Origin of the sequence: Brevibacillus sp. FSL K6-6036 (assembly GCF_037964015.1) — a bacterium.
Taxonomy (GTDB): Bacteria; Bacillota; Bacilli; order Brevibacillales; family Brevibacillaceae; genus Brevibacillus; species Brevibacillus borstelensis.
The window spans coordinates 3,631,660-3,656,057 of record NZ_CP150173.1; the positions used below are offsets into that span (position 1 = coordinate 3,631,660).

Sequence of the window (24,398 nt, forward strand, 5' to 3'; positions counted from 1 at the left end):
CTGCATTACTGCAGCTTTTTCCAGGGCCGCGAATGCCTCTGTACCAAAGGACGAGGCGACCATTTTTGGACAACGTCCGCCTTGTAAAGCTCCGAAACGCACCTCAGCCTTTCGGAGCAAAATGCTCCCAGAGCTTCCGATTGGAGGTGGTAATAGCCGAAGCTCCCCCTTGCAAGGCCATGTTCACGTCATCAATCGTTCGAATCAGTCCCCCTGCCAAGATCGGGATCTTCGTTCGTTCAAACACTTCTGTTATGATCGCAGGCATGGCGCCCGGGAGGACTTCAATAAAGTCGGGCTGCGTCTTTTCCAAAAGCAAATAGCTTTTTTCCAATGCATTGGTATCCAGCAAAAAAATACGTTGAATCGCCAATACCCCTTTTTGCTTCGCTTTTAAAATGACGCTCGACCTGGTTGAAATCAATCCCGCCGGCTTGATTTGCTGACAGAGAAATTCCGCGGCGTACTCATCGTTTTTCAAGCCTTGCACGAGGTCGGCATGCAAAAACATTTTCTTCTTATGTTTCTCTGCCATGTCATACAAGCCTTTCAATTGCGCGATATGCGTATCCAGAAACACCCCGTATTCGTAGGGGGATTCCAAAATATGATCAAAATCCTTCATATGGCGGGCAGCAGGAAGTATTTTTTGGCCGTTAAAATTCATCAAGATCCACCTTTCTTCCGATAACGTCCTTCCTCCAACTAGGATGCATCGATCATTTCCATCTTACTGCAAAACAGCTTGCAGACAGAAAAAAACCCACCTTTTGCAAACTCCCCTTCATCGGGGAATTCAACAGTGGGTCTCCATCTCTCCGTCACTTCGTATTAACTTAGTTTGATTTAAGCAGATCGTGTAACCGTTGTCAATTGCTCTGAATGGAGCCGCACTCCCCGCAAAGCATGTTATTTCTGTTGATAGAGAGGACCGATTCGGTCAATCCGGTTTGTCCAGATGCCGCCGGTATAGCCGGAAGGCAGCCGCTTTACATCCTCGGGGGTATCAAATCCGGTTGAAAAGTCGCTTCCGTCTCCTCCCACCACGATAACGCGTGTGTGGGCGTTATCCATGCGCTCCAGAAAACGAGTCGGCCATCCCCACAGCCAAGGGCCGATTTTTTCGGGAATATGCAGCTGCGTATGCTCGCATGCGGCTGGAACGTAGCCTGTCCAGCCTGCAGCAATGTAAGGGATCAGACAGCTTTTCATCGTTGCTTTCGACATCACTCTGACGCTGGGCAAGCCTTCCTTCAGGGCCGCTATCGGTTCATCTCCGCCATACACAGTCAACCGCTCCAATTGGCTGGCGGGCAATCCAGAGAGAAAGGCGGCGAGCTGCTCTCCTTCGGTCGGATCGTTGCTCTTCACGTGGATTAAAAACGATTGCTCGGGAAAATGGTTCAGCACTTCTTCCAGCGACGGCATCAAGCCGATTCCCTTTCCGCGAAACGGATATGTTTTTCCTTGGTCGGCTGTGTAGCCGTACCCGATATCCAATCGCTTCAGCTCTTCCAGGGTATGCTCGCGCGTAACCCCTTGTCCGTTGGTCCGGCAGCCTAGCGTCCAATCGTGGAAAACGGCGAACTTGCCGTCTCTGGTGGGCTGAACGTCAAATTCGACAATGTCGGCTCCAGCCTGAAAAGCCGCTTCCATAGACGGGATCGTGTTCTCCAGAAACGGGTGCTCCGGTTCGTAAATCCTCTCCGCTGTGCACGTCTCGCCTGTAATTCCTTCCATATGAAAGGTTTGGGCCATACCCCGATGGGCCAGCAGCAGCGGAGCTTCATTGCTCGCTTTTGTAAACAGAGAGCTGTTGTTTATGTAGACAAATGCAGCCAGCACAAGCAGACACAAAACGAATTTGTTCTTCAGCATTTTTTTCAGCTTCTTCATCGAGTCCTCCTGTTGTAGATTGCATGATGTAAAGCAAGAATATCATGAACCTTCTCCATATGGCTAATCCGGCTACAGCTCTCCCAGCGGTTGAAAACCAATCGCATGTACACGTGCCTTGAAAAAATAAGGCTGGCTGCCTCTTTTACAAGTGCAACCAGCCTGTGCTCATTTCTTTGCGGTCATTCTGTTTTCTTACGGTCCTACGACAAGAACAAATAAGCGAGCGGGGTCGTAAACACAAGCGTGAGAATCGTCCTCTCCAGCCAGATCGCGATCAGCTGCGGGATGCTGATCGGAATCTCCGTAGACAAGATGCACGGAATCGTGGCGGAGAAGAACAGGATAGACGAGACAGAGACTACCGCGATCACAAACTTGGTGATCAGGGGCGCTCCGGTCACAATCAGCGCGGGCAAAAACATTTCGGCGATTTCGATCGCGGATGCCTTGGCCGCGAGGAACGGCTCAGGAAGCTGCAGCAGCCACGTGACCGGATAAAACAAATAGGCCAGCCAGTCAAAAACAGGCGTGAACTGGGCCAGCACCATGCCGATCAAGCCCACTGACATGATCGAAGGCAAGATGCCCATCGTCATGATAAAGCCGTCGCGCAGATTCACCCAGATGTTTTGGCCAAGCGACATCGACGATTGGGCGGCGTGCATCGCGTCGCTCCAGGCATGCTGGAGCCTGCGTCCGGTCACCGCCTTTTCCGGGTCCCCTTTGCCATCGTAATACTCGTCGCTCATCTTGCTGAGCGGCCAGATGCGGACGGTCACAGCCGTCACCAAAAACGTAACCACAAGCGTGACCCAGAAATAAAGGTTCCAGTAGGCCATCAGATCAAGCGTCTTCGCCACCACAATCATGAATGTGGCAGAAACCGTGGAAAAGCCGGTGGCAATGATCGCCGCTTCCTTGACCGTATACTTGCCTTCCTTAAAGACGCGGTTTGTAATAAGCAGGCCGATCGAGTAGCTGCCGACAAACGAGGCCACCGCATCGACAGCGGAGCGGCCTGGTGTTTTCCATACGGGACGCATAATCGGCTGAACCAGTACGCCTATAAACTCCAACAGGCCGTAGCCGACCAGCAAAGCCAGGAAAATGGAACCGATCGGAACGACCAGCCCAACCGGTATCACGAGCTTTTCAAACAGGTACGGCCCCATGTCTTTGTCCATCAGCCAGGCTGGTCCGATCTGAAAGAAGATCAGAGCCGCTACGATCACACCCAGCACCTTGAGAAAGGAAAAGACAATGTTCACCTTGTTTTTCTTCCACGTGCCTGTAGCGAACGGATAGATCGCTCCGAGCAGGATCACCACAAAAGCATACAGAGGGATGACGCCCGGGACAGTGCCCCGCAGCCAGGTGACGATATGGTCCAGCGGGATGGAGGAATTTCCGTTTACCGTTATCGGGATAAAGAACATAAAAATGCCGATCAAGCTGAAAATGAGAAACTTCCATACATTGGCCGGCGTAGCTGGAGCAGTGGCCGGATTCGTTTCTGCAGCAAGCCCGTTTTGCGGATGATAGTCCATAAGGGTCCTCCTCTGGCTGAGTTGTCGGTCCCTCTCCCTTTTCCTATCCAGATAACTGCTATCTCTCTTTTTCAAACGGCACAGGCTGCCTGCCATCACCCAATCGAGGAGAGAGTGCCCCCTCGCACTCTCTATTCTGGACCGGGTTATGACGCTTTACGCCAACCGTCCTTCTTTTACTACCGTGATGCCTTTTTTCACAACTGTGTGAACGTGGTTGATGCCGTATCGATATTGCAGGGTCATGTAATCAGGCACATCAAATATCGTCACATCCCCCTGCTTGCCCTGCTCAAGACTGCCGATCTGCCCGCCGCGGCTGATCGCGTGGGCCGCATTGATCGTCGCGGCTGTCAATACCTCCGCAGGGGTCATGCCCATTTTCAGGCAGCCCAGATTCATGATCAGCGGCGTGGAAACAGTCGGCGAAGAGCCTGGATTGCAGTCCGTCGAGATCGCTACGGCCATTCCCGCGTCGATCATCTTCCGGCCATTGGCCGACTCCGCCATGAGGAAGAAGGCGGTCCCCGGCAGGAGGACACCGATGACGCCCGCTTCTGCCATCATTTGAATGCCTTTGTCAGAAGCGCGCAGGAGGTGGTCAGCCGATACGGCGCCGATGGAGGCAGCCAGCTCGGCTCCTTCATACGGCTCGATTTCATCGGCGTGAATTTTTGCTTTGAGTCCATACTCCACGCCTGCTTCCAAAATGCGGCGGGACTGCTCGGGGGTAAACACTCCGCGCTCGCAGAATACGTCGTTGAATTCTGCCAGCTTGCGGCGGGCGACTTCGGGAAGCATTTCGCGAATCACCAGCTCGACGAAAGCATCGGGATCGTGCTTGTATTCGCGAGGGACGGCATGCGCTCCCATAAAAGTGCTGACGATGTCAATCGGATGCGCTTGGTCCAGCTGCTGTGCCACTTCGAGCTGCTTGATCTCATCCTCGAGAGTGAGGCCGTAGCCGCTTTTCGCTTCTACGGTCGTGACCCCGTGGAGGAGAAATTGATCGAGCCGCTTCTTGCTCTCGGCAAACAGGGTCGCGTGATCAGCAGCGCGGGTCGCGGCTGTCGTCGCGTGAATGCCCCCGCCGTTGTTCATGATTTCCATATAAGTAGCGCCGTTTAAGCGCATGTTGAATTCATTTTGACGGCTTCCGGCATGGACGAGATGGGTATGAGGATCAACCAGACCCGGCGTTACCAGCTTGCCGGACGCGTCGATGACTTCTGCCTCATGGGCTCGCCCCTCATACGCCGCTTGCAGCTCGTCATCCGTCCCGACCATTTCAATCCGGCCTTTTTCGATCCAGAGGCTGCCGTTCTCGATGATTCCCAGCTCATTCATTCGCTTGCCTGTCACCGGTGCGGCAGAACCGCCGGCCAGCGTCACCAATTGGCTGGCCCGGCGAATCCATACAGGTTTGTTGTTCATGGCGCTTACTCCTTTAGCATCGGGATTTTGACGCCTTTTTCCTTGGCTGTCTTCACCGCGAGATCATAGCCTGCATCCACATGGCGGACTACCCCCATGCCCGGGTCGGTCGTGAGGACGCGCTCCAGGCGCTTCTCTGCTTCCGGCGTTCCGTCAGCCACGATGACCATGCCGGCATGCAGCGAATACCCCATGCCTACGCCGCCGCCGTGGTGGACGGATACCCAGCTTGCTCCGCCTACCGCGTTGATCAGGGCGTTCAGGATCGGCCAGTCCGCAACTGCATCGCTGCCGTCCTTCATCGCTTCCGTTTCCCGGTTCGGAGAAGCGACAGAGCCGGAATCCAGGTGGTCGCGGCCGATCACGATCGGAGCGCTCAGTTCGCCGCGGGCCACCATGTCGTTGATGATTTTGCCGAAGCGTGCCCGCTCGCCGTAGCCCAGCCAGCAGATGCGCGCCGGAAGTCCCTGGAAGGACACCCTTTCGCGGGCCATGCGAATCCAGTTGCACAAGTGCGTGTTATAGGAAAACTCGCGGAGAATCACTTCGTCTGTCTTGTAGATGTCCTCCGGATCACCCGAGAGCGCCGCCCAGCGGAACGGACCTTTGCCTTCGCAGAACTGCGGACGGATGTACGCGGGTACAAACCCCGGGAAGCGGAACGCATCCTCCACGCCTTCGTTTTTCGCCACCTGACGGATATTGTTGCCGTAGTCGAAGGTAACGGCACCCTCCTCCTGCAGCTTCAGCATTGCGCGGACATGCTCGGCGATGCTCGCCACCGCTTTCGCCTCGTACGCTTTCGGATCAGCCTTGCGGAGTGCTGCCGCTTCCTCCAGCGTCATGCCGACCGGAATATACCCGTTCAACGGGTCGTGGGCGGACGTCTGATCAGTCAGTACATCGGGGATGAAGCCGCGCCGCAGCATTTCGTTCAGGACGTCTACGGCGTTGCCCAGAAGACCGATGGACAGGTCCTTCTTGGCCGCTTTGGCTTCCTTCGCCATCTCGATCGCTTCATCCAGACTTTCTGTCATCACATCGAGATAGCGCGTTTCCAGACGGCGCTGGATGCGTGTGCGGTCGATTTCGATGTTGATGCTCACCCCGCCATTGAGCGATACCGCGAGCGGTTGAGCGCCTCCCATACCGCCCAAACCGGCAGTTACTGTGATCGTGCCTGCCAGCGTACCGCCGAAATGCTGACGGGCGCACTCGGCAAATGTCTCGTACGTCCCCTGCACAATTCCCTGGCTGCCGATGTAGATCCAGCTGCCGGCGGTCATCTGTCCGTACATCATCAAGCCCTTTTTGTCGAGCTCGTTGAAGTGGTCCCAGGTCGCCCAGCGCGGCACCAGATTGGAGTTGGCCAACAGCACGCGCGGCGCATCCGCATGCGATTTGAATACGGCAACCGGCTTGCCGGACTGGATCAGGAGCGTTTCGTCGCTCTCCAGGTTTTTCAATGTTTCGACAATTGCATCGAAGCATTCCCAGTTCCGGGCTGCCTTGCCAATGCCGCCGTACACGACCAAATCCTCAGGGCGCTCCGCCACTTCCTCGTTCAGATTGTTGAGCAGCATCCGAAGCGCCGCTTCCTGTACCCATCCCTTGGCATGAAGCTTTGTACCTGAATATTGCTGGATCAACTCTTGAATCGATTGTGTCTTCGTCATCATTGCACCTGCCCTTTCCCCAATAGGTCTTTGTATATGTAGTATAGAAGAGACCAATCGGGGAAAAACAGGCATCCTTATTTCGATTTCCTTTCGGTTTTTTCGGAGATTTCGGATAACCGGAAGCGCTTCCAACCAGAAAAAGAAAAAAATTTACGATTTATTGCTTTTCTTTTGATTTCGAAACGAACGAGGGGTTGTCCCCCGCTTTTCCTTAAAAATCTTGCTAAAATAATTGGCGTTTACAAAGCCTGTCCGCTCGGCAACCTCCTGGATGGAAAGGCGCGTCTCCAATAACAGCCGCTCTGCTTCGCGCAAGCGTATCGTCGTCAGCATCTGGCGAAAGGACACTCCCTGACGCTTTGACAAAAGCGAGCTGAAATAGGCGGGACTGCGGTCCACATGCCGCGCTGCCTCCTCCAGCCGCAAATCGGCGCGGGCGTAGTTTTCCTCCAGGTAGCGGATGGCCTGCTCGATAATATCGAGGCGGGCTCCCTCGCGATTCGTCGTCGCGGAATCGAGCAGCTCGTAGATGAACAAAAGCAGCTCCTGGACGATCCGATAGAGCACCGGCGTGTATAAGATCGTATCGAATACGCGGTGATACCAATCCTCCAGCGCTCCTTCGTCCAGACAGTGAGACTTCATAAATCTTCTCACCTGGGCCAAAATGCTGGTCAGGCGGATACGAAGCAGCCCCGGCTCGGGATACGGCTCTTCTTTATGAAGGAACTGCCGGTACATCCACTGCTTCACCTGTTCGCGGTCGCCGTCGTGGAGCATGTCAATCCACGCCCTTTGCTCCGCCGGAGTCAGAAAAGGATCGATGACCGCCCAGTTCACCTTGTTCTCCACCACCGATATTTGCCGGTATCCTTTGAAAAAGCGGATGTCCAGCGCTTCGACGGCATACCTGTACTTCTGGTGCAGACTGAGCATTTGATCCTCGGCGTCGTACAAAACGAGCGAAAGCGACTCCGAATGCTGCGCTTCCCAGTCCATCAGCAGCCGTTTTCCTACTTCCAGCAGCGAAGCGAGAGGCGCCTCGTTTTTCAGATCGAAAAGACAGACGATCACGTCGCTCAGCGGCAAAAGAGCAGGCTTGTCCCGAAACGGATATGTCTCCAAAAATGTCAGCAAATCCCCGTGCCGCGCTGTCTCCTCGAGCTGCAGCAGCATCAGCTGAAGTCCCCTTCCCGGCGTTTCCAGAGGCAAAAACAGACTGCGGTACGATACCGCCGATCCGTAATGGTCAGTCTGCACTTCGCTTGCTTTTCGGGCCACCGTCCTGTCCTGGCAGCAGCGGGTCAGGACACGCCGGATATGCTCGGGAGTTTGCGGCTTGACCCACAGGTCGATGGCGTGAAGCTCGATGCCCTGTACGGCGCGCTCAAAGGTGGCCTCCGCTGTTGTTACAATGACTGTCGGCCGGTATTGGGAGGTCAGCATTTTCAGTCGCTCCCACTGTTCCTTGGACACCATGTCCAGCTCGACGCAGACGACATCCGGCCTTGTTCCTTCGAGGACGCGGAACAGCTCGGAAGCCGTCCCGGCGGTGACAACCTCGTCAAAGGGGATGGCACATGTGGAAACAAGCCAACTGATGCCCGTCCGTTCATTGGCGTCCCGGTCCGCGATCAAAAGCGTCGTCATGCGATCTCCTCCTGTTCCGTGAGACTAGCTGGGTTATGCCCTGCATGGGATTCCTCGCAATCCGGCTTTGCCGGCAGAAATTCTGTCAGACAAGGGAAGGGCTGCCGAAATGGCAACCCTTTTACTTTCCAACCTTCCATTCTATTTTGCTGCCGATGACATGATCGAACGGGACAAAGCCGATCTCGCGGGAGTCCAGGCTGTTGTTGCGGTTGTCTCCCATGACGAAGATGTGGCCCTCCGGCACGGCCCATTTCCCGTCTTCTCCCTCCATCTTTTCCTTGATGTAGGGCTCGCTCAGCTTCTCGCCATTTCGATAGAGCTGATGGTCCTTAATCTCGATGACGTCACCCGGCTTGCCGATCAAACGCTTTACATACATGAAATTTTCGTTCTCTTTTCCCAAAAACAGATGGATGAGCGGATGGCCGACCAGGTCATCCTGAAAGCTGCGCTCTCGATCCACGCGACTGTCAATTACCACGATATCGCCGTAGTCCGGCAAATACGAAAACGTATGGGACAGCTTCGATACATAGATTCGCTGCTGATCTTGCAAGGTTGGGTCCATCGAATGCCCTTCTACCTTGAACGGCTGAAACACAAAAATGCCGAGCACAAGCGCAAGTCCTAGCGCAAATGCCAATGAACGGACCCATTCCCAGATCTCTCTTAGCTTCACCGGCAACCCCGCCTTTCGATTTTCAAAATTTCCTCGAAAGCTATCATAGCATAAAATGGCGGCGGAGCCAAAAATATACCAAATTATGGATCTCTGTGAGACCGTTCACATATTCTCATTTCTTTCAGTTTCCTGAACAAAGTCGCCCGACTGACCCCTAAAAGCTGCGCCGCTTCCTCTTTCGGCCTGTTTGCTCTCTCCAGGTGAGTCATGACCCGCCTGATTGTGCGCTGCTCGATCTGCTTTAGATTCCAGCTTGAGCCTTCTCCCGGCCCGACGACAGGCTGGGCCTTGCCTTCAGCAGATGGGCTTGTCCACAACGTGGCGGGGAGATTTTCCGGAGAAATGAACAAGCGATGCTCCATCGTGGACGCATACTCGACGACGTTGGACAGCTCCCGTACGTTACCGGGCCAGTCATGCTGGACGAACCTGGCTTGTACCTCCGGCGTAAAGCCGTTTAGCTGTTTTCCCAAACGTGCAGCGTTTTTCTGCAAAAGAAGGTGGGCCAGAGGCAATATATCTTCCCTGCGCTCCCTTAGCGGAGGCAGATGGATCGGGATGACATGCAGACGATAATACAGATCCTGCCGGAAGGCGCCCTCTCTGACCAGTTGGGCGAGATCGCGATGGGTCGCCGCCACCACTCTTACGTCGACACCGACGGGCTGGGCCTCTCCTCCCACGCGGACGACCTGCTTTTCCTGCAGGACACGCAGCAGCTTGCCCTGCAAATGCATCGGCATATCCCCGATCTCGTCGAGGAAAATCGTCCCTTTGTCAGCCGTTTCAAACAGTCCCTTTTTTCCTCCTCTGCGGGCTCCGGTGAACGCCCCCTCTTCGTATCCAAAAAACTCGCTCTCCATCAAAGTATCGGGAATGGCGGCGCAGTTGAGAGAAACAAACGGTTCGTTTCTGCGGGGACTGGCCTTGTGAATCGCTCGTGCGAACAATTCCTTTCCCGTGCCGCTTTCCCCCAGAAGCAGGACGGTGGAATCACTCTCTGCCGCACGTCTTGCCATCTCTTTCGCCCGTGTGATTACGGCGCTGGTTCCGGTTATCTCGGCAAACGCATCATCCTGCTGCATAGCCGCCTGCAGTCTCTCCAGGGCAAGCTGCTGCTCCCGATACATCTGATGTTCTTTTATTTGCATCGCGATCAGCTCTGCCATTTTTTGCAAGAAAAGCAAAATGGAGTCCACATCGGAAAAAAGCCGATCCCGCTGTTTCTGATCAAAGGCGAGCAGCCCGATCACTCCCACGCCAATCCCGTTCACCCGAATCGGACAGCAAATCTCCCCGGTTTCCGCGCAATTCCCGTAATGCATGCAAGGACGACAGAGCGGATCGGTACCCGGGCTGTCGATCACGACAGGCTGACCCGTCCTGAGCGCTGCCTGGTAGACAAAATCTTCTCCGGCCATCGCTTGCAATCTGCCCGGCTCAGTCTTGCCTGTACCGGCGATTCGCAGCAACTGATGGTCAGCTATCTCTACCTCCACGTGCAATACGGACGCGACTGCCTCCGCAATCTGTTGAACCGAGTCGGCTATTTCCCGCAATGACACAGCGCATCCCCTCTCGTTTTCCGTCTCCCTCCATTATAGCTGGCGGGAGGCACAAGAAGGATCTGGAACAAGTGGATACTTTCCGCCCCATACGACGTCTTCGTACTGTTTCGCATCCGTATTTCCCTCGGTACTGAAGAGCAGGATCACCGAGTCTTTGCCCAGCCCGAGATGTTCCCGCAGCGCAGAGAGCTCACCTGACCGCATGATTTCCGCAAGCAAGCCGAGTCCTACCGCTCCACTCTCACCGCTAATGATGCGGGGGTCATCTCCCGGGGGAGCTGCCAGCATTCGCATCCCGGTCGCCGCTACCCAATCGGGACAGCTCACGAAAGCTGCGGCATGATCGCGCAAAATCTCCCAGGCGATCGGGTTCGGTTCTCCGCAAGCAAGCCCGGCCATAATCGTCTCCAGATCACCGTCTACCGTATGCGGAGCACCGTCGCCTATCTGTGCCGACTGGTACAAGCAATTTGCCGTATGAGGCTCGACAATGATGGTGGCCGGCCTCCGATCTCCCAAACAGCTTTGCAGATAGCCATGCACGGCTGCAGCCATCGAGCCAACCCCCGCCTGCAGAAAAACATGTGTCGGCACAGGCTCTCCGGACTCCTCGAGTTGTTCCAGCGCTTCCCTGGCCATCGTCGTATAGCCCTGCATAATCCATCGCGGGATGTCCGTATAGCCTTCCCATGCGGTATCCTGGACGACCTGCCAGCCGTTTTCCTCGGCCATTTTTCTCGACAAGCGGACAGCTTCGTCGTAATTGCCATCTGTCACATGCGCCTCGGCTCCTGTCTGCCGAATCGCTTCCACCCGCTGCTCTGCCGATCCCTTTGGCAGAAAGACGACTGCCTTTTGTCCCAACTGCTGCGCTGCCCAGGCGACCGCTCTGCCGTGATTCCCATCGGTCGCAGTGACGAACGTTACGGCTCCGAGCTTTTGCTTTGCCTCAGCCGAACGAAGCAGCTCGAAGCTCGCCTCTTCGACCGAAATCCCCAACCGGGCGCTCAAATGTCTGCCGATCGCATAAGTGGCTCCGAGCACCTTAAAGGCGTTCAGGCCAAAGCGGTAGGATTCGTCTTTGATAAAAATGGCTCTCACGCCGAGACGCTCAGCCAGGTGTTTCAGGAAATGAAGCGGAGCAGGCTTGTAGCCGTGAATGGAGCGGTGGAACCGGATGACCTCCTGCGTTTTGGCCTCATCCAAAAATGTCGCCGCTTCTCGCGGTCGGCCTATCGTTTGGTTCCCTGTTTCTTGAAGAAAATAGCGAATACCCGTTTCCATTGACATGATTTCTCTCCTCCTTGTTTGCCCGCAATAAAGGAATGCTCCATTGCTGCTGAGTCGATTGGTTGGAATCGATGCTCTGATTCGATACTCTGAATCGACTATTCAGAGCTTATTTCTGTGCAACTCTCATGCCATGGATGAGGGGAGGCAGTGAACGGTTTCATTTTTCGTACAAGAATCAAAACGATACTATATTTGACTCATTTTGATTCTTTCGTCTCTTTTTGAGACTTTTCGCTTTTGGTGGTCACAGCCTGCCGCAAAAGCTCCGCGATCCGCTTTTGCTCCTGCTCGGCGATGATCACGTAACTGAGAGACTGCGGGCCAAATCTGGCGGTTGTCGCCTTGTATGCAAATGGATCTACCTCCGTCTTGTCCCGATCGTTTAGCAGGGAACTGGTGAGCTCTATCGCCGCTCCGCCTTCGTACTTACACCTATCGACACTAGACCATTTATATAGTTAGTACAATCGTATGGCGGGAAGGAGGAAAACTTGACCGATACTTTTTTCCCATCCCGTTTCTTTTGTCCTGGACAGAAAACCCCCCCTCCGATTCGATTCTCATCAGTTTCTGAAGGGGGGGCTTGTTATTTATTTTCGGACGACCTTGAACAAATCGACTGTATGGCCTGGCTCGTTTCTGCAAACGTCCTTGCTCAAGCTTTCAGCGTCACGGCCATGTCTGCCAATGCCTCTTCGGACTGGGCAAAAAACTCCTCATACAGCGCGATCACGGCCCTGTCCGCATCTACCTCTTTTACGCCGAACATCATGCTGACCTCGGAGGAGCCTTGGTTGATCATCTCCAGATTGACCTTGGCTCTGGCGAGAGCGGATGTTGCTCGCGCCGAAGTACCCACGGAACGGCGCATGCCTTCGCCGACGATCATGACGAGTGAAAGGCCTCTCTCGACGATGATGTCTTCGGCCTGAAGCTCCTGTTTCAATCTGTTCACTACCCGCTGTTCGATTTGCGGGGTAAAATCCTTTTCCCGCAAAATGACAGAGATATTGTCAATCCCCGACGGCGTATGCTCGTACGAGAGACCCTCTTCCTCAAAGATTTGCAGCAGCCTGCGGCCAAAGCCGATCTCTTTGTTGAGCAAATACTTGCTCACATAAATACTGCAAAAGCCTTTGTCAGCCGCGATTCCGGATACCCGATTTTCGTGGAACGGTCTCTCTGAGACGATCATGGTGCCTGGTGCCTGCGGATTATTCGTATTTTTGATGCAGACGGGGATACCCGCCTGATACGCCGGATACAAAGCTTCCTCGTGAAAGACGGAAAAGCCCGAATAGGAGAGCTCTCGCATCTCCCGATAGGTGATGACCTGGATTTCCTTCGGTTTTTCAACAAGACTCGGGTTCACGACATACACCGAGTCGACATCGGTAAAGTTCTCATACAGCTCCGCTTGCACGGCTGCAGCCAGAATGGAGCCAGTAATATCGGAGCCTCCCCTGGAGAAGGTGACCAGCTCGCCCTCCGGCGTAAATCCGAAAAACCCCGGAAAAATCACGATCCCGGACTGGCTTTTCAAATTGCGCAGCTTTTCATACGCTTCAGGCAATACATGAGCGTTCCCCGGCTCTCCAGTCACGACCAGACCGGCATCCTTGGGGTTTACATAGACAGCCTCCCTGCCCTGGCTTTGCAGGTAACGGGCTACCAGCTTGGCGCACGTATCCTCTCCCGCCGCTTTTACCCTGTCCATGAACCGGCCGGGATCTTCGGCAGGTATGTAGTGCAGCGCCTCTTTCAGCTGTGCGGCGATCTCTTCCGCCGCCTCGACAGGCAAGCCCAGTTCCCGGATAATGTCTTGATATCTGCCGATGATCCGGCTTTGAACTTCTTCGGCGGGCTGGCCTTGCAGACGCGCTTCCGCGTACCGGATGAGAAGATCGGTAACCTTCGTATCTTCCTTGTACCGTTTTCCGGGTGCTGAAACGACGACGAGCTTTCTCGCTTCATCCGACTTGACAATCTCGCATACTTTTTTTATCTGTGCGGCGCTCGCCAGTGAGGTCCCGCCAAATTTGGCAACTTTCATCTCCGACTCCTCCATCTGTGTATAACGATCACAAACTGCATGAGTATAGGTTAAATTATTTACCCCATAAAGACAAGTGTGCATTTCAGAAGGACATAAAGAAACCCCTTTCACAAAGAACAGTCTTCGCGAAAGGGGTGGAGAGCCTGTATGATCCGCGATATGGGCCGCGGCCGTCGGAATAGCAGGGGGGTAATAAAGTTTCTACAAATCGGGCTAAAAAACATTTCGAACATTAGTTCAGCTGTAAATATATCGGTTCATGTTTGTCGAGAGAGACAATCATACCCATCTCCCCCCCAGAGATTAGAATTTTCCGCAGAACGGTTACCATACCCGCAGGAAACTGTGCATTTCTAAGAGTGCGTTCCGGACCGAATACCTTCCGCGGCAATAACATGCTCCGTGTTGTTATGGAGGGGGATACGAGTAAAAATGAGAAAAGCGTTGTAATAGCCCTGTCAGGCACTACAGCGGAAGGACGTACAGCAACTACAATGATTTTCAATCATGAAGAATTTATTGTAGTTAAATGATCACTTTTGCTTCCTAGGAAAAAGAAGTGTTTCATAAACAACGAAGGAGCTGCGCAAGACTAGCAGCTCCTTTTCCACTTTGTACATACAAGCCGGCAGCTCCCCCCGCGAAACGCTCCGGAGCGGACTGTTCACACTTCTTATGCAGACGGATCCCGGAGCCAAGCAGAGAAACACGCTTTTCCCGCCCTGGCCCCGTTCTCAAAACAAAAAAGGGGCAAGCCCCCAAGGACTTAGCCCCAAACAAGTTAAAAAGCTGTGCCACATCAGATCATGCAGGTCATGCGGTCACATTCAGATTCGGATTGTACCTCTTCACGTAATGATACAGCTCCTCCTCTGCCAGACGAAAAGTGAAAGCCGCCTGAGATTGTCCAGACAGATGCTCGCCAAGTTGTTCCTCTCCCCGCGTCAAGCGCTTGTTTGCCGCCTCTGGCAAGGTGAGGACATGCGGGACGAGAAGCTGCAAGTACCACTTGCCCTGCTCCTCCTCCGAAATATCGATTTCCAGCTCGATGTCAGCACTTTCGAAGGAGTAGAGATGCGTAAACAGCTCCTCTCTCGCAGCAGCATCCAGACCGTCTATGGACAGCTTCATGACGCGGAGGTAATACTCCTCGTTAAACAGAACGGTATGCTCATCCATGCGTTGATATTTTTTCTGGACCAAATCCATCGCAATCCCCGCCTCTCCTTTTCTCATACTTTTCAGAATACAACGAACAATCGCTTTGAGCAACCATGCAATAAAAAAAGACGGCCTGTTACCGAGAATAACATCCCGGCCACCAGGCCCCCTGATGAACTTGCTAAAACAGCGATGTCCCTTCCGTCAACGCTTCAGCGTCTTCACGCGTGATCAACACAGCGCGAGGCTTTCCGCCGCTCTGTCCGGCTACATAGCCGTCGGCTTCCATCATTTCGATCAGACGAGCCGCCCGGTTGTAGCCTACGCGGAAACGGCGCTGCAGGGCGGAAGCGGACGCCTGCCCCTGATCGGCCACATACAGCAGTGCCTCGTGGTACAACGGGTCGTCCCCCATGTCGAATGATTGTACCTGCTGCTCCAAATCCTCTTTGCTAAACAGATACGCCGGTTTTCGCTGCCTTTTGATCGCTTGGGTGACGGCCTCGATCTCTTCGTCCGTCACATAGTTTCCTTGCAGGCGAATCGGTGTCGTTCCGCTTTCCAAAAAGAGCATGTCGCCCCGTCCGAGCAGGCGCTCCGCACCCGATTGGTCCAGAATCGTCCGGGAGTCCACCTGAGAAAAGACGGCAAAGGCCAGACGCGTAGGGACGTTTGCCTTGATGTTCCCGGTGATGACATCAACAGAGGGGCGCTGTGTCGCCAAAAGCAGATGAATGCCGCATGCCCGCGCTTTTTGTGCGATACGGATGATGCAGTCTTCTACATCCTGCGGAGAAACCATCATCAGATCGGCCAACTCGTCGATGACAATAACGATATACGGCAGCTGCTGATCCGTCGTTTGGTTGTAGCGGTCAATATCGCGCACTCCCGCGTCCACAAACAGCGCATACCGTTTTTCCATTTCCTCTACCGCCCATTTGAGAGCGGCCGTCGCCTGCTTCGCATCGGTTACCACCGGCGTAACCAGATGGGGCAAATGATTGTACGGAGCCAGCTCGACCATTTTCGGGTCGATCAACAGCAGGCGCACCTGCTCCGGCGTCGCCTTATACAGCAGGCTGACAATGATCGAGTTGATGCAGACGCTCTTTCCTGAACCGGTCGAGCCCGCTATCAAGCCATGCGGCATTTTTTTGATGTCCGCGACGATCGGCTCTCCGCCGATGTCCATCCCCAGGGCAACAGCCAGCGGAGAAGAATGCTGCAAAAATTTTTCGGACCCGATAATGCGGCTGATCAGCACCGGCTGGCTTTTCAGGTTGGGGACCTCGATCCCGACAGCGTTGCGTCCCGGGATCGGGGCTTCGATCCGAATATCTTTGGCAGCGAGATTGAGCTTGATGTCGTCGATCAAACTGGTGATCTTGTTCACCTTCACCCCTGGCGCAGGCTGTATTTCAAAACGGGTCACCGAAGGCCCCTTCACGATGCCGACGACCTGCGCGTTTACGTTGAAGTTGCTCAGCGTCTCTTCCAGCAGCAGCTTCTGTATCTGCGTATGCTCGTCGTCGTCGTCATCCTGCTCTGGCGATGGGGCAAGCAGCTCAAGGGACGGACTCGCATACGGCAATAACGGTTGCTCGTCCGGTTGCGGAGCCGGTTGTTGGTTGACGACTTCAGCTTGCCGCTGTAGTGGGTTGACGACGGCAACTTGCCCCTGCTGTGGGGTGACATCGGCAGCTTGCCGCTGCTGTGGATTTGCTTCGTTTGTCTCTTTCTGCGGTGCGGATGACGGCTCGCTTTTTTCCGCAGCGTATGCAGCCAGACTGGCCGCCACCTCGGCTGCTGAAGCAATTGGCGCGACCCCTTGCAAATTGTTGGCTGGATTCGCAAAGGAATGCGGCGGAACGCTTTGCGAAGAACTGTTCACAGACTCGTCTTTTGCGGAGCCGATCTCTTCCCGCTTCTCCTGGGAACGGCTGCCTTCCAGACCCGGCTGAATCGTTGCCCGGGGAGAAGCGCTCATCTCCTGCGCAGTCTGCTCCTCTACAGGCTGTTCCGCTTCCTTCTGTTCCGCGTTGGTCTCTTTCCCGATAAACGGCATGCCGGCATTCGATACAGAGACAATCGGCTGTTCTTCTCCCGATTGCTTCGAGGCTGGTTCTACTGCGGCTGGTTCAATCGATCCTTCTGCCGCTGGCTCCTCTGAGGTCTGCTTTTCAGCCGGTTCTTCCGCCACTGGCTCCTGCACAGTCAACTTTCCAACCGGCTCCTCCGCCACTGGCTCCTCCACAGTCAACTTTCCAACCGGCTCCTCCGCCACTGGCTCTTCTGCGGTCAGCTTTTCAGCAAATCCTTCCGCATCTGAATCAACTGCAGCCCGCACGCCATTATCCTCGGCTTCGCCTGAATCAAATTCCGCCTCGTCCAGTGCAGCTGCTGCTTCAAGCATCTCGCCAACAGTCACGCTATACTCTTCTCCCGGCTGACCAGTGCTTGCCGGCTGCATGTGGCCGGAGGCTGCTGGATCGGCAGGTTGACCTCCAGCGTTGTCAACGTCCAAAAAGTGCGGCGCTTGCGCCCGGTTATGGACGCTGTGAGCAAACGATTCTTCCTCTTGCATGCCGTCTTCCACCCGAATATCTGCGGCTTCGCTCACTACCGTTTCGGTCTTTTCATTTTCAGGAAGCTGTACCACCGGCTCGCTGTTCATCTCCAGTACAAGGTCTGAAGATGCTTCCGATCGGTGATCCGCTTCTTCACTTTCCGCGTGGCTTAAGGAAGTCAGCTCCCGTATCCTCGCCTGTTGTTCATTGATCAGCTCCCGGGAAGAATGGACTCCGGCTGTCGTATGTATCCGATGATCAGCGTCCTCTGTCTCAGCAGTCACCTTTCCAAACACAGGTGAAATGACCTCTGAAGGTTTATAGGGGCGCTTGGTCTCTAAAGGCTGGACGATCCGGTTTGCCGTATCGACGGCTTCTTCTGGCTGTCTGCTCTGTTCATTGCTGTCAGCTGTTGTTGCACGCCGCCGCTCCGATTCACCTTTTCCCGCAGTCGCGCGCACTCTCTCAGCCCTTCTTTTCGCCACGGCATCTGCCGGATTTTCTGTCGGCGGAGCCTGTTCTGTCCGTTTTTCAGTCTGTTTTTCATCAGGTATGACCGGAAATTTAAATTGTCGCTGTTTCCTTCTGCGGAACGGCTCGTCCGTCTCTTCGACTTCCCGCTCTCTGGGGTAAATGCTCCGCGTTCTTGCCTGCACTTTGCCGCCAGACACTCCTGTTGAACGAACGTATTGTTCTGTATGCCCTTGTTCCTGCTGTTCACTTTCGTCCCCGCGAATAAAACTCATCAGCTTGTGAAGCCACGACCACATGTTGCAACGTCCTTTCTTGCATAACCTCTTAGCATAACCTTTCGCTTTCTACAATCTTACCACGAAACCCCCCGTTGTTTTTGCTCTCTTGTGTTTTTTTTAGATAATGAGAAACCTTTTACCAACTCATGCGTAATACAAGATGTGGAAATTGAAATGAATGTATAGAGGAGGAACACTTCATGTGGAAAAAGGGGAGTGCCCTGCTGCTTGCTTTGGGACTTGTTCTCACAGGCTGTTCAGGTCAAGCGTCATTAGTGCGGGACGCCGTGGTTACATCGCTCGATAAACCCAACTATGACTACCAGGGTTCACTCAAACTGGTTGGTGACGTAGACAAGCTGCCAGCAGCCCTGGGCGAACCAGCGGACTCTGAAAGCATCGCCGTACTGAATGCACTGAAAGCAGGAGTAACCGTAAAAGGTTCCCAGCTCGATCTTCAGAACGCGAAGATGGACGTCGTAGTAAACGACGACAAGCTGCTGCGGGACAAAGGCGTTTGGGCTGGCGATAAAAAAGCTGGCGTGGAGCTGATCGTAAGCGGAAGCGATTTGTATGCAAAATCTTCGTTGGATAAAAAATACTTGAAAATCGACAACTCGACCGGACTCGGCGCGGCTGGCGAAACAGCCATCGATCCAGCGAAATTGAAAGACTATCAGGACAAAATGAACAAGCTGACGATGGACTTCATGAAGAAGTACATCTCCAAATACGGTTACAAGCTGTCCAATGTGAAAGACCTGGGCAAAGAAACCGTCACACTGCCTAACGGCGAGAAAGTGGAAACGACACACATCGCCATCACTCTGGACACAAAAGAACTGATTCAAATGTTCTACTACACAGCAAATGACGCTGTTGCCAACCAAGACGTAAAAGCGTTCGCTGTCGACTTCATGGTTTTGACTCAACAACTGGAGGAAGAAATGACTCCTGACGCGAAGAAAACGACAGAAGCCGAGAAGCGCGCTACTGCCGAAGCAGCGGTAACAGCTGGCATTGCTTCTGCGAAACAATGGCTGGAAACAGAGGGCAAAGTCTATACGCCTGAAAAAGTCGTCGAGCTGCTGAAGGAAGAAGGCTTCCACGGTGTGAACTGGACCCTGGACTTCAACATCGACAAGGCAAAACTGCCTATTCGCCAAAAGAGCGCTTTGAACGTAACGTTCGCGGTTGACAAAACTCAAAAGCCGTTGACTGTCGGTCTGGAAGCAGAAAGCGTATCGTATAACTTCGGCAAAGCGACCAAGTATGACATCCCTGGAAAAGACGCTTCTTTGACTGTAGAAGATCTGAAGAAAGATCCGAAAGCAATCGAAGCTTTTGACAAAAAAGGCTTCTTCCGCTCCTTTGCTGAAACGCTCTCCACTGAGCCAAGCTGGGAAATGGATGCTGTAGAAGCAGTTGTAGAATAAGCTACATGAAGAAAAGGCATGACGCCCTGTGCGCCATGCCTCAGGCTGTCGAGAAACCCCACAATATGTTGGAGTTTCTTCTTTCATAACAATAAAATTGAGCACGAAGTGCTGGAAGTCTTAGATAGCACCACACCTAACATGCCTTTGCAAGGTGGAGTGCTATCTTTTTTATATTTTGAACGGTTGCTGTCAGCAACGCTTGCTCTTGGACATTTTCACGTCCGCGCAACCTACAATAGCGAAGTCCATGCAGTTCTTTGGCATCTGCAAAACTTCGCTCTATCGTTTGGTATCTCAACCTGTATAGGTATTTTCCTGACTTACTTAAGCGGTTCTGTCGAACCCATTCTTTACTCTCTTCCCATACATGCCTGGTTATCACCTTTTGGTGATTTTTTGACCGTGTACACATAGTGAGCATCGGACATGCCTTACATATTTCTTTATTTGACTTATACATTCTGTATCCGTTACGGTCAGTTGTCGAATAAGCAAGCTCATGTTTTTGGGGGCAAATATAGACATTCTTTTCGGGATCATATTTAAACCGCCATTTGGCGATAAGGCCTTTAACAGGTGAAAAAGCTCGATGGCCAATGACGGCAAAGATATTTAGATCGTGCAGAGCCTTGCAGATTGGAGTAGTTAAATAGCCAGCATCCAATGCAACGGCTTCAATGGTATCTGTAAACCCAAACTTCTCAATTTGGTGTTGTAGCCGATCTACATAAGGAACAGAATCATGAACGTTACCCGCAGTCACGTGTACATCAGTTATGATATTGTACTTATGATCGACTGTCCGATGATCGAGATAGAAAAAGCCTTCAGGCTTTCCGTCACGAACCATGTAACCACTGTCCGGATCAGTAGTACTCACCTTGATTTCCTTTTCTTCCTTCACATCCTCTCTAGGCTTCAATCCTTTTTTCCGTGTGCTTCACGGTCTTCATTAATGGCTGCTTCTAAATCACTAAGGTAGGCTCGACTAGATTTTTCAATAACATGCTTCTTAAATTTACGTTTGTTCGCATTTGCTTTCAGATGAGTGGAATCACTTATCAAAACACGTCCGCCAACCATGCGATGTTGGATAGCAAGGCGAACGATTTCATCAAAAATCTCTTGGAAAACATTTGTGTTTTTAAAACGAGTTCGACGATTCCAACTGATGGTAGTGTGGTCTGGAACTCGATCTGTTAGTGAAAGGCCAAGAAACCAGCGGTAAGCGATATTCGTCTGAATTTCCTTTTCGAGTTGTCTTTCTGACCGGATACCGTAAAGGTATCCAATGAAAATCATTTTAAATAAAACCACCGGATCAATGGCTGGTCTACCGTTATCTTCACAATAGTATTGGCGTACTTTTTCTCGGATGAAAGAGAAGTCTACATGCTTTTGAATAACTCGTAGCAAATGGTCCTCCGGGACCAACTCATCAAGGCATACAAATTCATATTGCATTTGTTGCTTTTTTTCATTAGAGGAAAGCACAATAATCACCCGCCAGTAAATGTAATTACAAGAATATTATAACGCATTAACGCGGTGTCGTCATAAAATACAGGGAAATAAAAATGGCTGTCGACTTTCTCGACAGCCTGAGGCATGACGCCCTGTGCGCCATGCCTTTTTCTTATCCACCGTTTGCCTGATGGATCAAGTCCGCAGTCTGGCTATTACGTTGCCTGCTTCCCGACTAACGTTCTTCCCCGTTCCTTTCCCGATACAACTCCTCAATCGTTTTCATCATCGATTCGTACTCTTTTTGCGTCAACTGCTCGACTTGCTGCAATTGATGAAGCGCACGCATCTTCTTTTCCGCATGAGCGTGTTCCTCCGGCGTCTGCCCTTTCCCCTCCTGAAACTCGGTCCAATGATGGGCGAAGTTTGCGGTCAGAGCGCCAAGAGTCCCGATATCGGTGACCATCAATATCGTAGCCATGATTCTGCCCCCCGTCGTAACGGGCGAGATGTCTCCGTATCCGACTGTTGTCGTCGTGACGATGGACCACCAAAGAGCATCGCCGAAATGAACGATATTTTCGTTGATGCCGGCCTCCAGCAGGTAAATGGCTCCCGAGCTCCACAGCATGATCAAGGTGACCACGCCAATCACCCGCTGCATCGGCTTGGATTTCAGCATGCTCCAGAGAAAAGGAGAAGCTCTCAATATCCTGACAAGGCGCAGGATACGCATGAAGCGCGCCAGATAAAAATAATGATCAAGCGGGATCATGGCGACGAGATCGAACCAGTTGCTGATGACAAATTTCTTTTTATCTTTGGCCAGCCATAGGCGGATGACGTATTCCGCTGCCAAAAAGCTGATCAGGATGACGTCTGCCTGATTCATAAACTCCTCGGTCAACCGGGGATGACTGGCCGGATCGGCGAAGACGACAATCGCATACGTGATGACCAGCAGGATGACAAAAATTTCATACATGACCCGAAAAAACAAGAGGACTCCTCCAAACCCAGTTAACCTGCCCGTTCGCTTTCTGTCTCCCGGCTGCCAAGCAACGTTGCTTCCCTTTTCAAGGTTACGCTTCTGCTATTCCGAGATCAGTTCCCGCACCTTTTCGTGCAGTACGCCATTGCTCGCCACTAGCGACGGCAGACGCTCTTTGTCGAAGTCTTCATGATGATAGATCTCTCCGTTCCAATCTGTGACGAGGGCACCGGCCTCCTGTGCGATCAGAATGCCAGCGGCCACATCCATGATGCTGGATCGCTGCATCACGATGTAGTCCAGCCACCCGTTGGCGAGCAGGCACCAGTCCAGAGCTGGCGCGATGTTGCGCAAGAGCCGCTTCGTTTTGAGCACGAACGGACGCGTGAATTCGAGCTCCTGCTCCTTGGTGACCGAGTTGCGTCCCCGGATGTACGTTCCGACTGCCCGGGTCAAATCATCGCGTTTGTTCACTTCCAGCCGCTTCCCGTTGAGGAACGCTCCCTTGCCTTTTTCCGCCCAGAACATTTGACCGGCCACCGGGTTGTAGACGACGCCCAAGATCACATCACCTTTGTACTGCAGGGCAAGCGAGATAGAGAAATACGGATAGCCGATGAAATAGTTGTTTGTACCGTCCAGCGGATCCACGATCCAGAGATAGTCTTCCTTGCGTTCGACCATTCCGATCTCCTCGGAGTAAATGGTATGGTCCGGAAAATGCTTATGCAAAACCTCAATGATCCGTCGTTCGCTCTCCTTGTCTTCGGGAAGCTTTACGTCGTTGTGAAGCTCCTCATCGGGGATGAGCTGTTGCAAAAAACGTTCCTGCAGATAGGTTCCAGCGTATTTTGCTGCTTCTTTGGCTATTTCGATCATGGGAGTCTCTCCTTTTCTTTTCTGTAAATCCATTGATTACCCTTGCATCCGGACCCGGTTCATCCCTATGATAGGGAGACACCCGTGTTTTGAAGGGGCTGCCCGGTCTTTGCAAAAGCGCATCCGGGCAAGTGCTTCCGCCAAAGGAGGGGAAAAGACATGAACAGCGATTTTATTCGCCTGAAAAATCTGGAAGGCGAACTGATGCTGACCCAGTTGAACAAAAGTCTGGGTTGCTCCGTAACCAGCAAGGAGCTGGTGTTTTTCAAGCCTCATATGACGTATCACCTGTTCCTGCATGACATCGTCAGCATGGTTCCGATAAAGCTTGACAACGCGCCGATTACTTTCCGCCACAAAAGCGAGCTGATCCGCTCGGAATTTGGCTCGGACTACTACAAGCTCACCGTAAAATGGGCGCGGATTGTGACGCGTTCCGGAATTACCGAACGGGAGAACATGGAGTTTATCGTTCCACTTTCCCGCAAGATGCTGGACTACATTGCCCAATACAGCGGCCTCATAGCCATTGGGTAAAAAACATGCGCCTCGCCTGGTGCACGTAGCTGCGCTGCACGGCCGAAAGCCTCTATCCGCTATTTGCGTATAGAGGTTTTTTTGTGTACAGACTGCCTATCTCTTTCGCTTGAGGACGATGAACGTCCCGGTCCCGTGAGCCAGCAGCCGATCGCGTTCGTCGTACACCCTGCCATCCATGACCACCAATGTTTGTCCGCGATGGATGAAGCTGGCTTCCGCACGCAGCTTTTCTCCCTTTCCCGGACGCAGGTAATTGGTCTTCAGTTCAGTCGTCACGGCGTATTGATCAGGCGGAAGGGAGCGGTTAATGAGCGACCCCATCGCCGAATCGATGAGCGTAGCCAAAATCCCGCCGTGGACGACACCGAGCGAGTTGTGCGTAAACACAGTCAACGGCAGTTCAAAGCGATAGGTGTTCTCGTCGACGAAATCGCCCTTCAATCCGAGAAAGCCGGACAAAAACGCGCTTCCCCGCTCCCTGCGCTGTCGGATCGCCTGAACGGCAAGCTCCAGGATTTGTCGTTCTTCCTCAGTTCCCTGTTCCCAGATCGTTTTTAGTTCTTCCCACATCCTGTTCACTCCAGCTCTATTTATTTCATGTACCTTATTGTAGAACAAAGTACTTTCTTTTTCACCAGTTCCGTTGTTATGAACAGGCAAGCGGCGCTGCTTTTGACGCCTTGAGAAGCTCTTTCCTGAGCAAATGTTCAGACTTTTACGGTTGTTTCTATTTATGAAAAAGTGATAAGATAGTTCAAAATAAACAGGCATCGTTTCAATCGGAAGGGAGT

18 protein-coding genes are annotated in these 24,398 nt (G+C 52.9%); 2 read left to right on the top strand and 16 right to left on the bottom strand.

Annotated features, from left to right (window positions below):
* Positions 1-103 precede the first annotated feature (103 nt).
* The 12 genes from NST37_RS18315 to NST37_RS18370 all read right to left on the bottom strand — a co-directional run bounded on the left by NST37_RS18315 (position 104) and on the right by NST37_RS18370 (position 18,312).
* Positions 104-667 carry a glycerol-3-phosphate responsive antiterminator gene (locus tag NST37_RS18315; RefSeq protein WP_003389120.1) on the bottom strand — a complete coding sequence of 188 codons (564 nt, stop codon included), beginning with the start codon at positions 665-667 and terminating at the stop codon, positions 104-106.
* 242 nt (positions 668-909) lie between these two features.
* Positions 910-1,896, bottom strand: coding sequence for a glycerophosphodiester phosphodiesterase family protein (locus NST37_RS18320; RefSeq protein WP_339185633.1), 987 nt, complete (start codon positions 1,894-1,896; stop codon positions 910-912).
* A gap of 203 nt (positions 1,897-2,099) precedes the next feature.
* On the bottom strand, positions 2,100-3,446 hold the full coding sequence (locus tag NST37_RS18325) for a YjiH family protein (protein ID WP_003389117.1): 1,347 nt from the start codon (positions 3,444-3,446) through the stop codon (positions 2,100-2,102).
* Between the two features lie 156 nt (positions 3,447-3,602).
* Positions 3,603-4,880, bottom strand: a complete 1,278-nt coding sequence (gene hutI, locus NST37_RS18330) for an imidazolonepropionase (RefSeq protein ID WP_122957919.1) — start codon at positions 4,878-4,880, stop codon at positions 3,603-3,605.
* 5 nt (positions 4,881-4,885) lie between these two features.
* A complete protein-coding gene (hutU, locus tag NST37_RS18335) occupies positions 4,886-6,556 on the bottom strand; it encodes a urocanate hydratase (RefSeq protein ID WP_122957946.1) in 1,671 nt (556 codons plus the stop codon).
* Between the two features lie 153 nt (positions 6,557-6,709).
* Positions 6,710-8,209 (bottom strand): helix-turn-helix domain-containing protein, encoded by a 1,500-nt coding sequence (locus NST37_RS18340; RefSeq protein ID WP_024982885.1) that lies wholly within the window; start codon positions 8,207-8,209, stop codon positions 6,710-6,712.
* 121 nt (positions 8,210-8,330) lie between these two features.
* On the bottom strand, positions 8,331-8,897 hold the full coding sequence (gene lepB, locus NST37_RS18345; protein ID WP_085974956.1) for a signal peptidase I: 567 nt from the start codon (positions 8,895-8,897) through the stop codon (positions 8,331-8,333).
* A 77-nt stretch (positions 8,898-8,974) separates the two neighbouring features.
* Positions 8,975-10,459: a sigma 54-interacting transcriptional regulator gene (locus tag NST37_RS18350; protein WP_339185634.1), complete on the bottom strand. Its 1,485-nt coding sequence runs from the start codon at positions 10,457-10,459 to the stop codon at positions 8,975-8,977.
* Between the two features lie 33 nt (positions 10,460-10,492).
* Entirely contained in the window at positions 10,493-11,752 is a 1,260-nt protein-coding gene (dpaL, locus tag NST37_RS18355; protein WP_035979046.1) for a diaminopropionate ammonia-lyase, read from the bottom strand.
* Positions 11,753-12,410: 658 nt separating this feature from the next.
* A complete protein-coding gene (locus tag NST37_RS18360) occupies positions 12,411-13,808 on the bottom strand; it encodes an aspartate kinase (RefSeq protein WP_339185635.1) in 1,398 nt (465 codons plus the stop codon).
* An 816-nt stretch (positions 13,809-14,624) separates the two neighbouring features.
* Entirely contained in the window at positions 14,625-15,020 is a 396-nt protein-coding gene (locus tag NST37_RS18365) for a hypothetical protein (protein WP_003389106.1), read from the bottom strand.
* A gap of 133 nt (positions 15,021-15,153) precedes the next feature.
* Entirely contained in the window at positions 15,154-18,312 is a 3,159-nt protein-coding gene (locus NST37_RS18370; protein ID WP_339185636.1) for a DNA translocase FtsK, read from the bottom strand.
* 182 nt (positions 18,313-18,494) lie between these two features.
* On the opposite strand from NST37_RS18370, the gene NST37_RS18375 reads away from it, so the two are divergent.
* On the top strand, positions 18,495-19,730 hold the full coding sequence (locus NST37_RS18375) for a hypothetical protein (RefSeq protein WP_339185637.1): 1,236 nt from the start codon (positions 18,495-18,497) through the stop codon (positions 19,728-19,730).
* A 136-nt stretch (positions 19,731-19,866) separates the two neighbouring features.
* Here the strand turns inward: NST37_RS18375 and NST37_RS18380 are convergent.
* The 3 genes from NST37_RS18380 to NST37_RS18390 form a co-directional block, all read right to left on the bottom strand.
* A protein-coding gene (locus tag NST37_RS18380) for an IS1182 family transposase (protein ID WP_122958896.1) occupies positions 19,867-21,197 on the bottom strand; the annotation gives its coding sequence in 2 pieces (ribosomal slippage) (positions 19,867-20,657 and positions 20,657-21,197; 1,332 coding nt in all).
* A 235-nt stretch (positions 21,198-21,432) separates the two neighbouring features.
* Entirely contained in the window at positions 21,433-22,197 is a 765-nt protein-coding gene (locus NST37_RS18385) for an ion transporter (RefSeq protein WP_339185638.1), read from the bottom strand.
* A 93-nt stretch (positions 22,198-22,290) separates the two neighbouring features.
* Positions 22,291-23,067 (bottom strand): inositol monophosphatase, encoded by a 777-nt coding sequence (locus NST37_RS18390; RefSeq protein ID WP_003389101.1) that lies wholly within the window; start codon positions 23,065-23,067, stop codon positions 22,291-22,293.
* Positions 23,068-23,226: 159 nt separating this feature from the next.
* Between NST37_RS18390 and NST37_RS18395 the strand changes: the two genes are divergently transcribed.
* The gene (locus tag NST37_RS18395) at positions 23,227-23,604 is read left to right on the top strand and encodes a hypothetical protein (RefSeq protein ID WP_003389100.1); all 378 of its coding nucleotides are present in this window, start codon (positions 23,227-23,229) and stop codon (positions 23,602-23,604) included.
* 96 nt (positions 23,605-23,700) lie between these two features.
* Here the strand turns inward: NST37_RS18395 and NST37_RS18400 are convergent, their stop codons facing one another.
* A complete protein-coding gene (locus tag NST37_RS18400) occupies positions 23,701-24,177 on the bottom strand; it encodes a PaaI family thioesterase (protein ID WP_003389099.1) in 477 nt (158 codons plus the stop codon).
* Positions 24,178-24,398 lie beyond the last annotated feature (221 nt).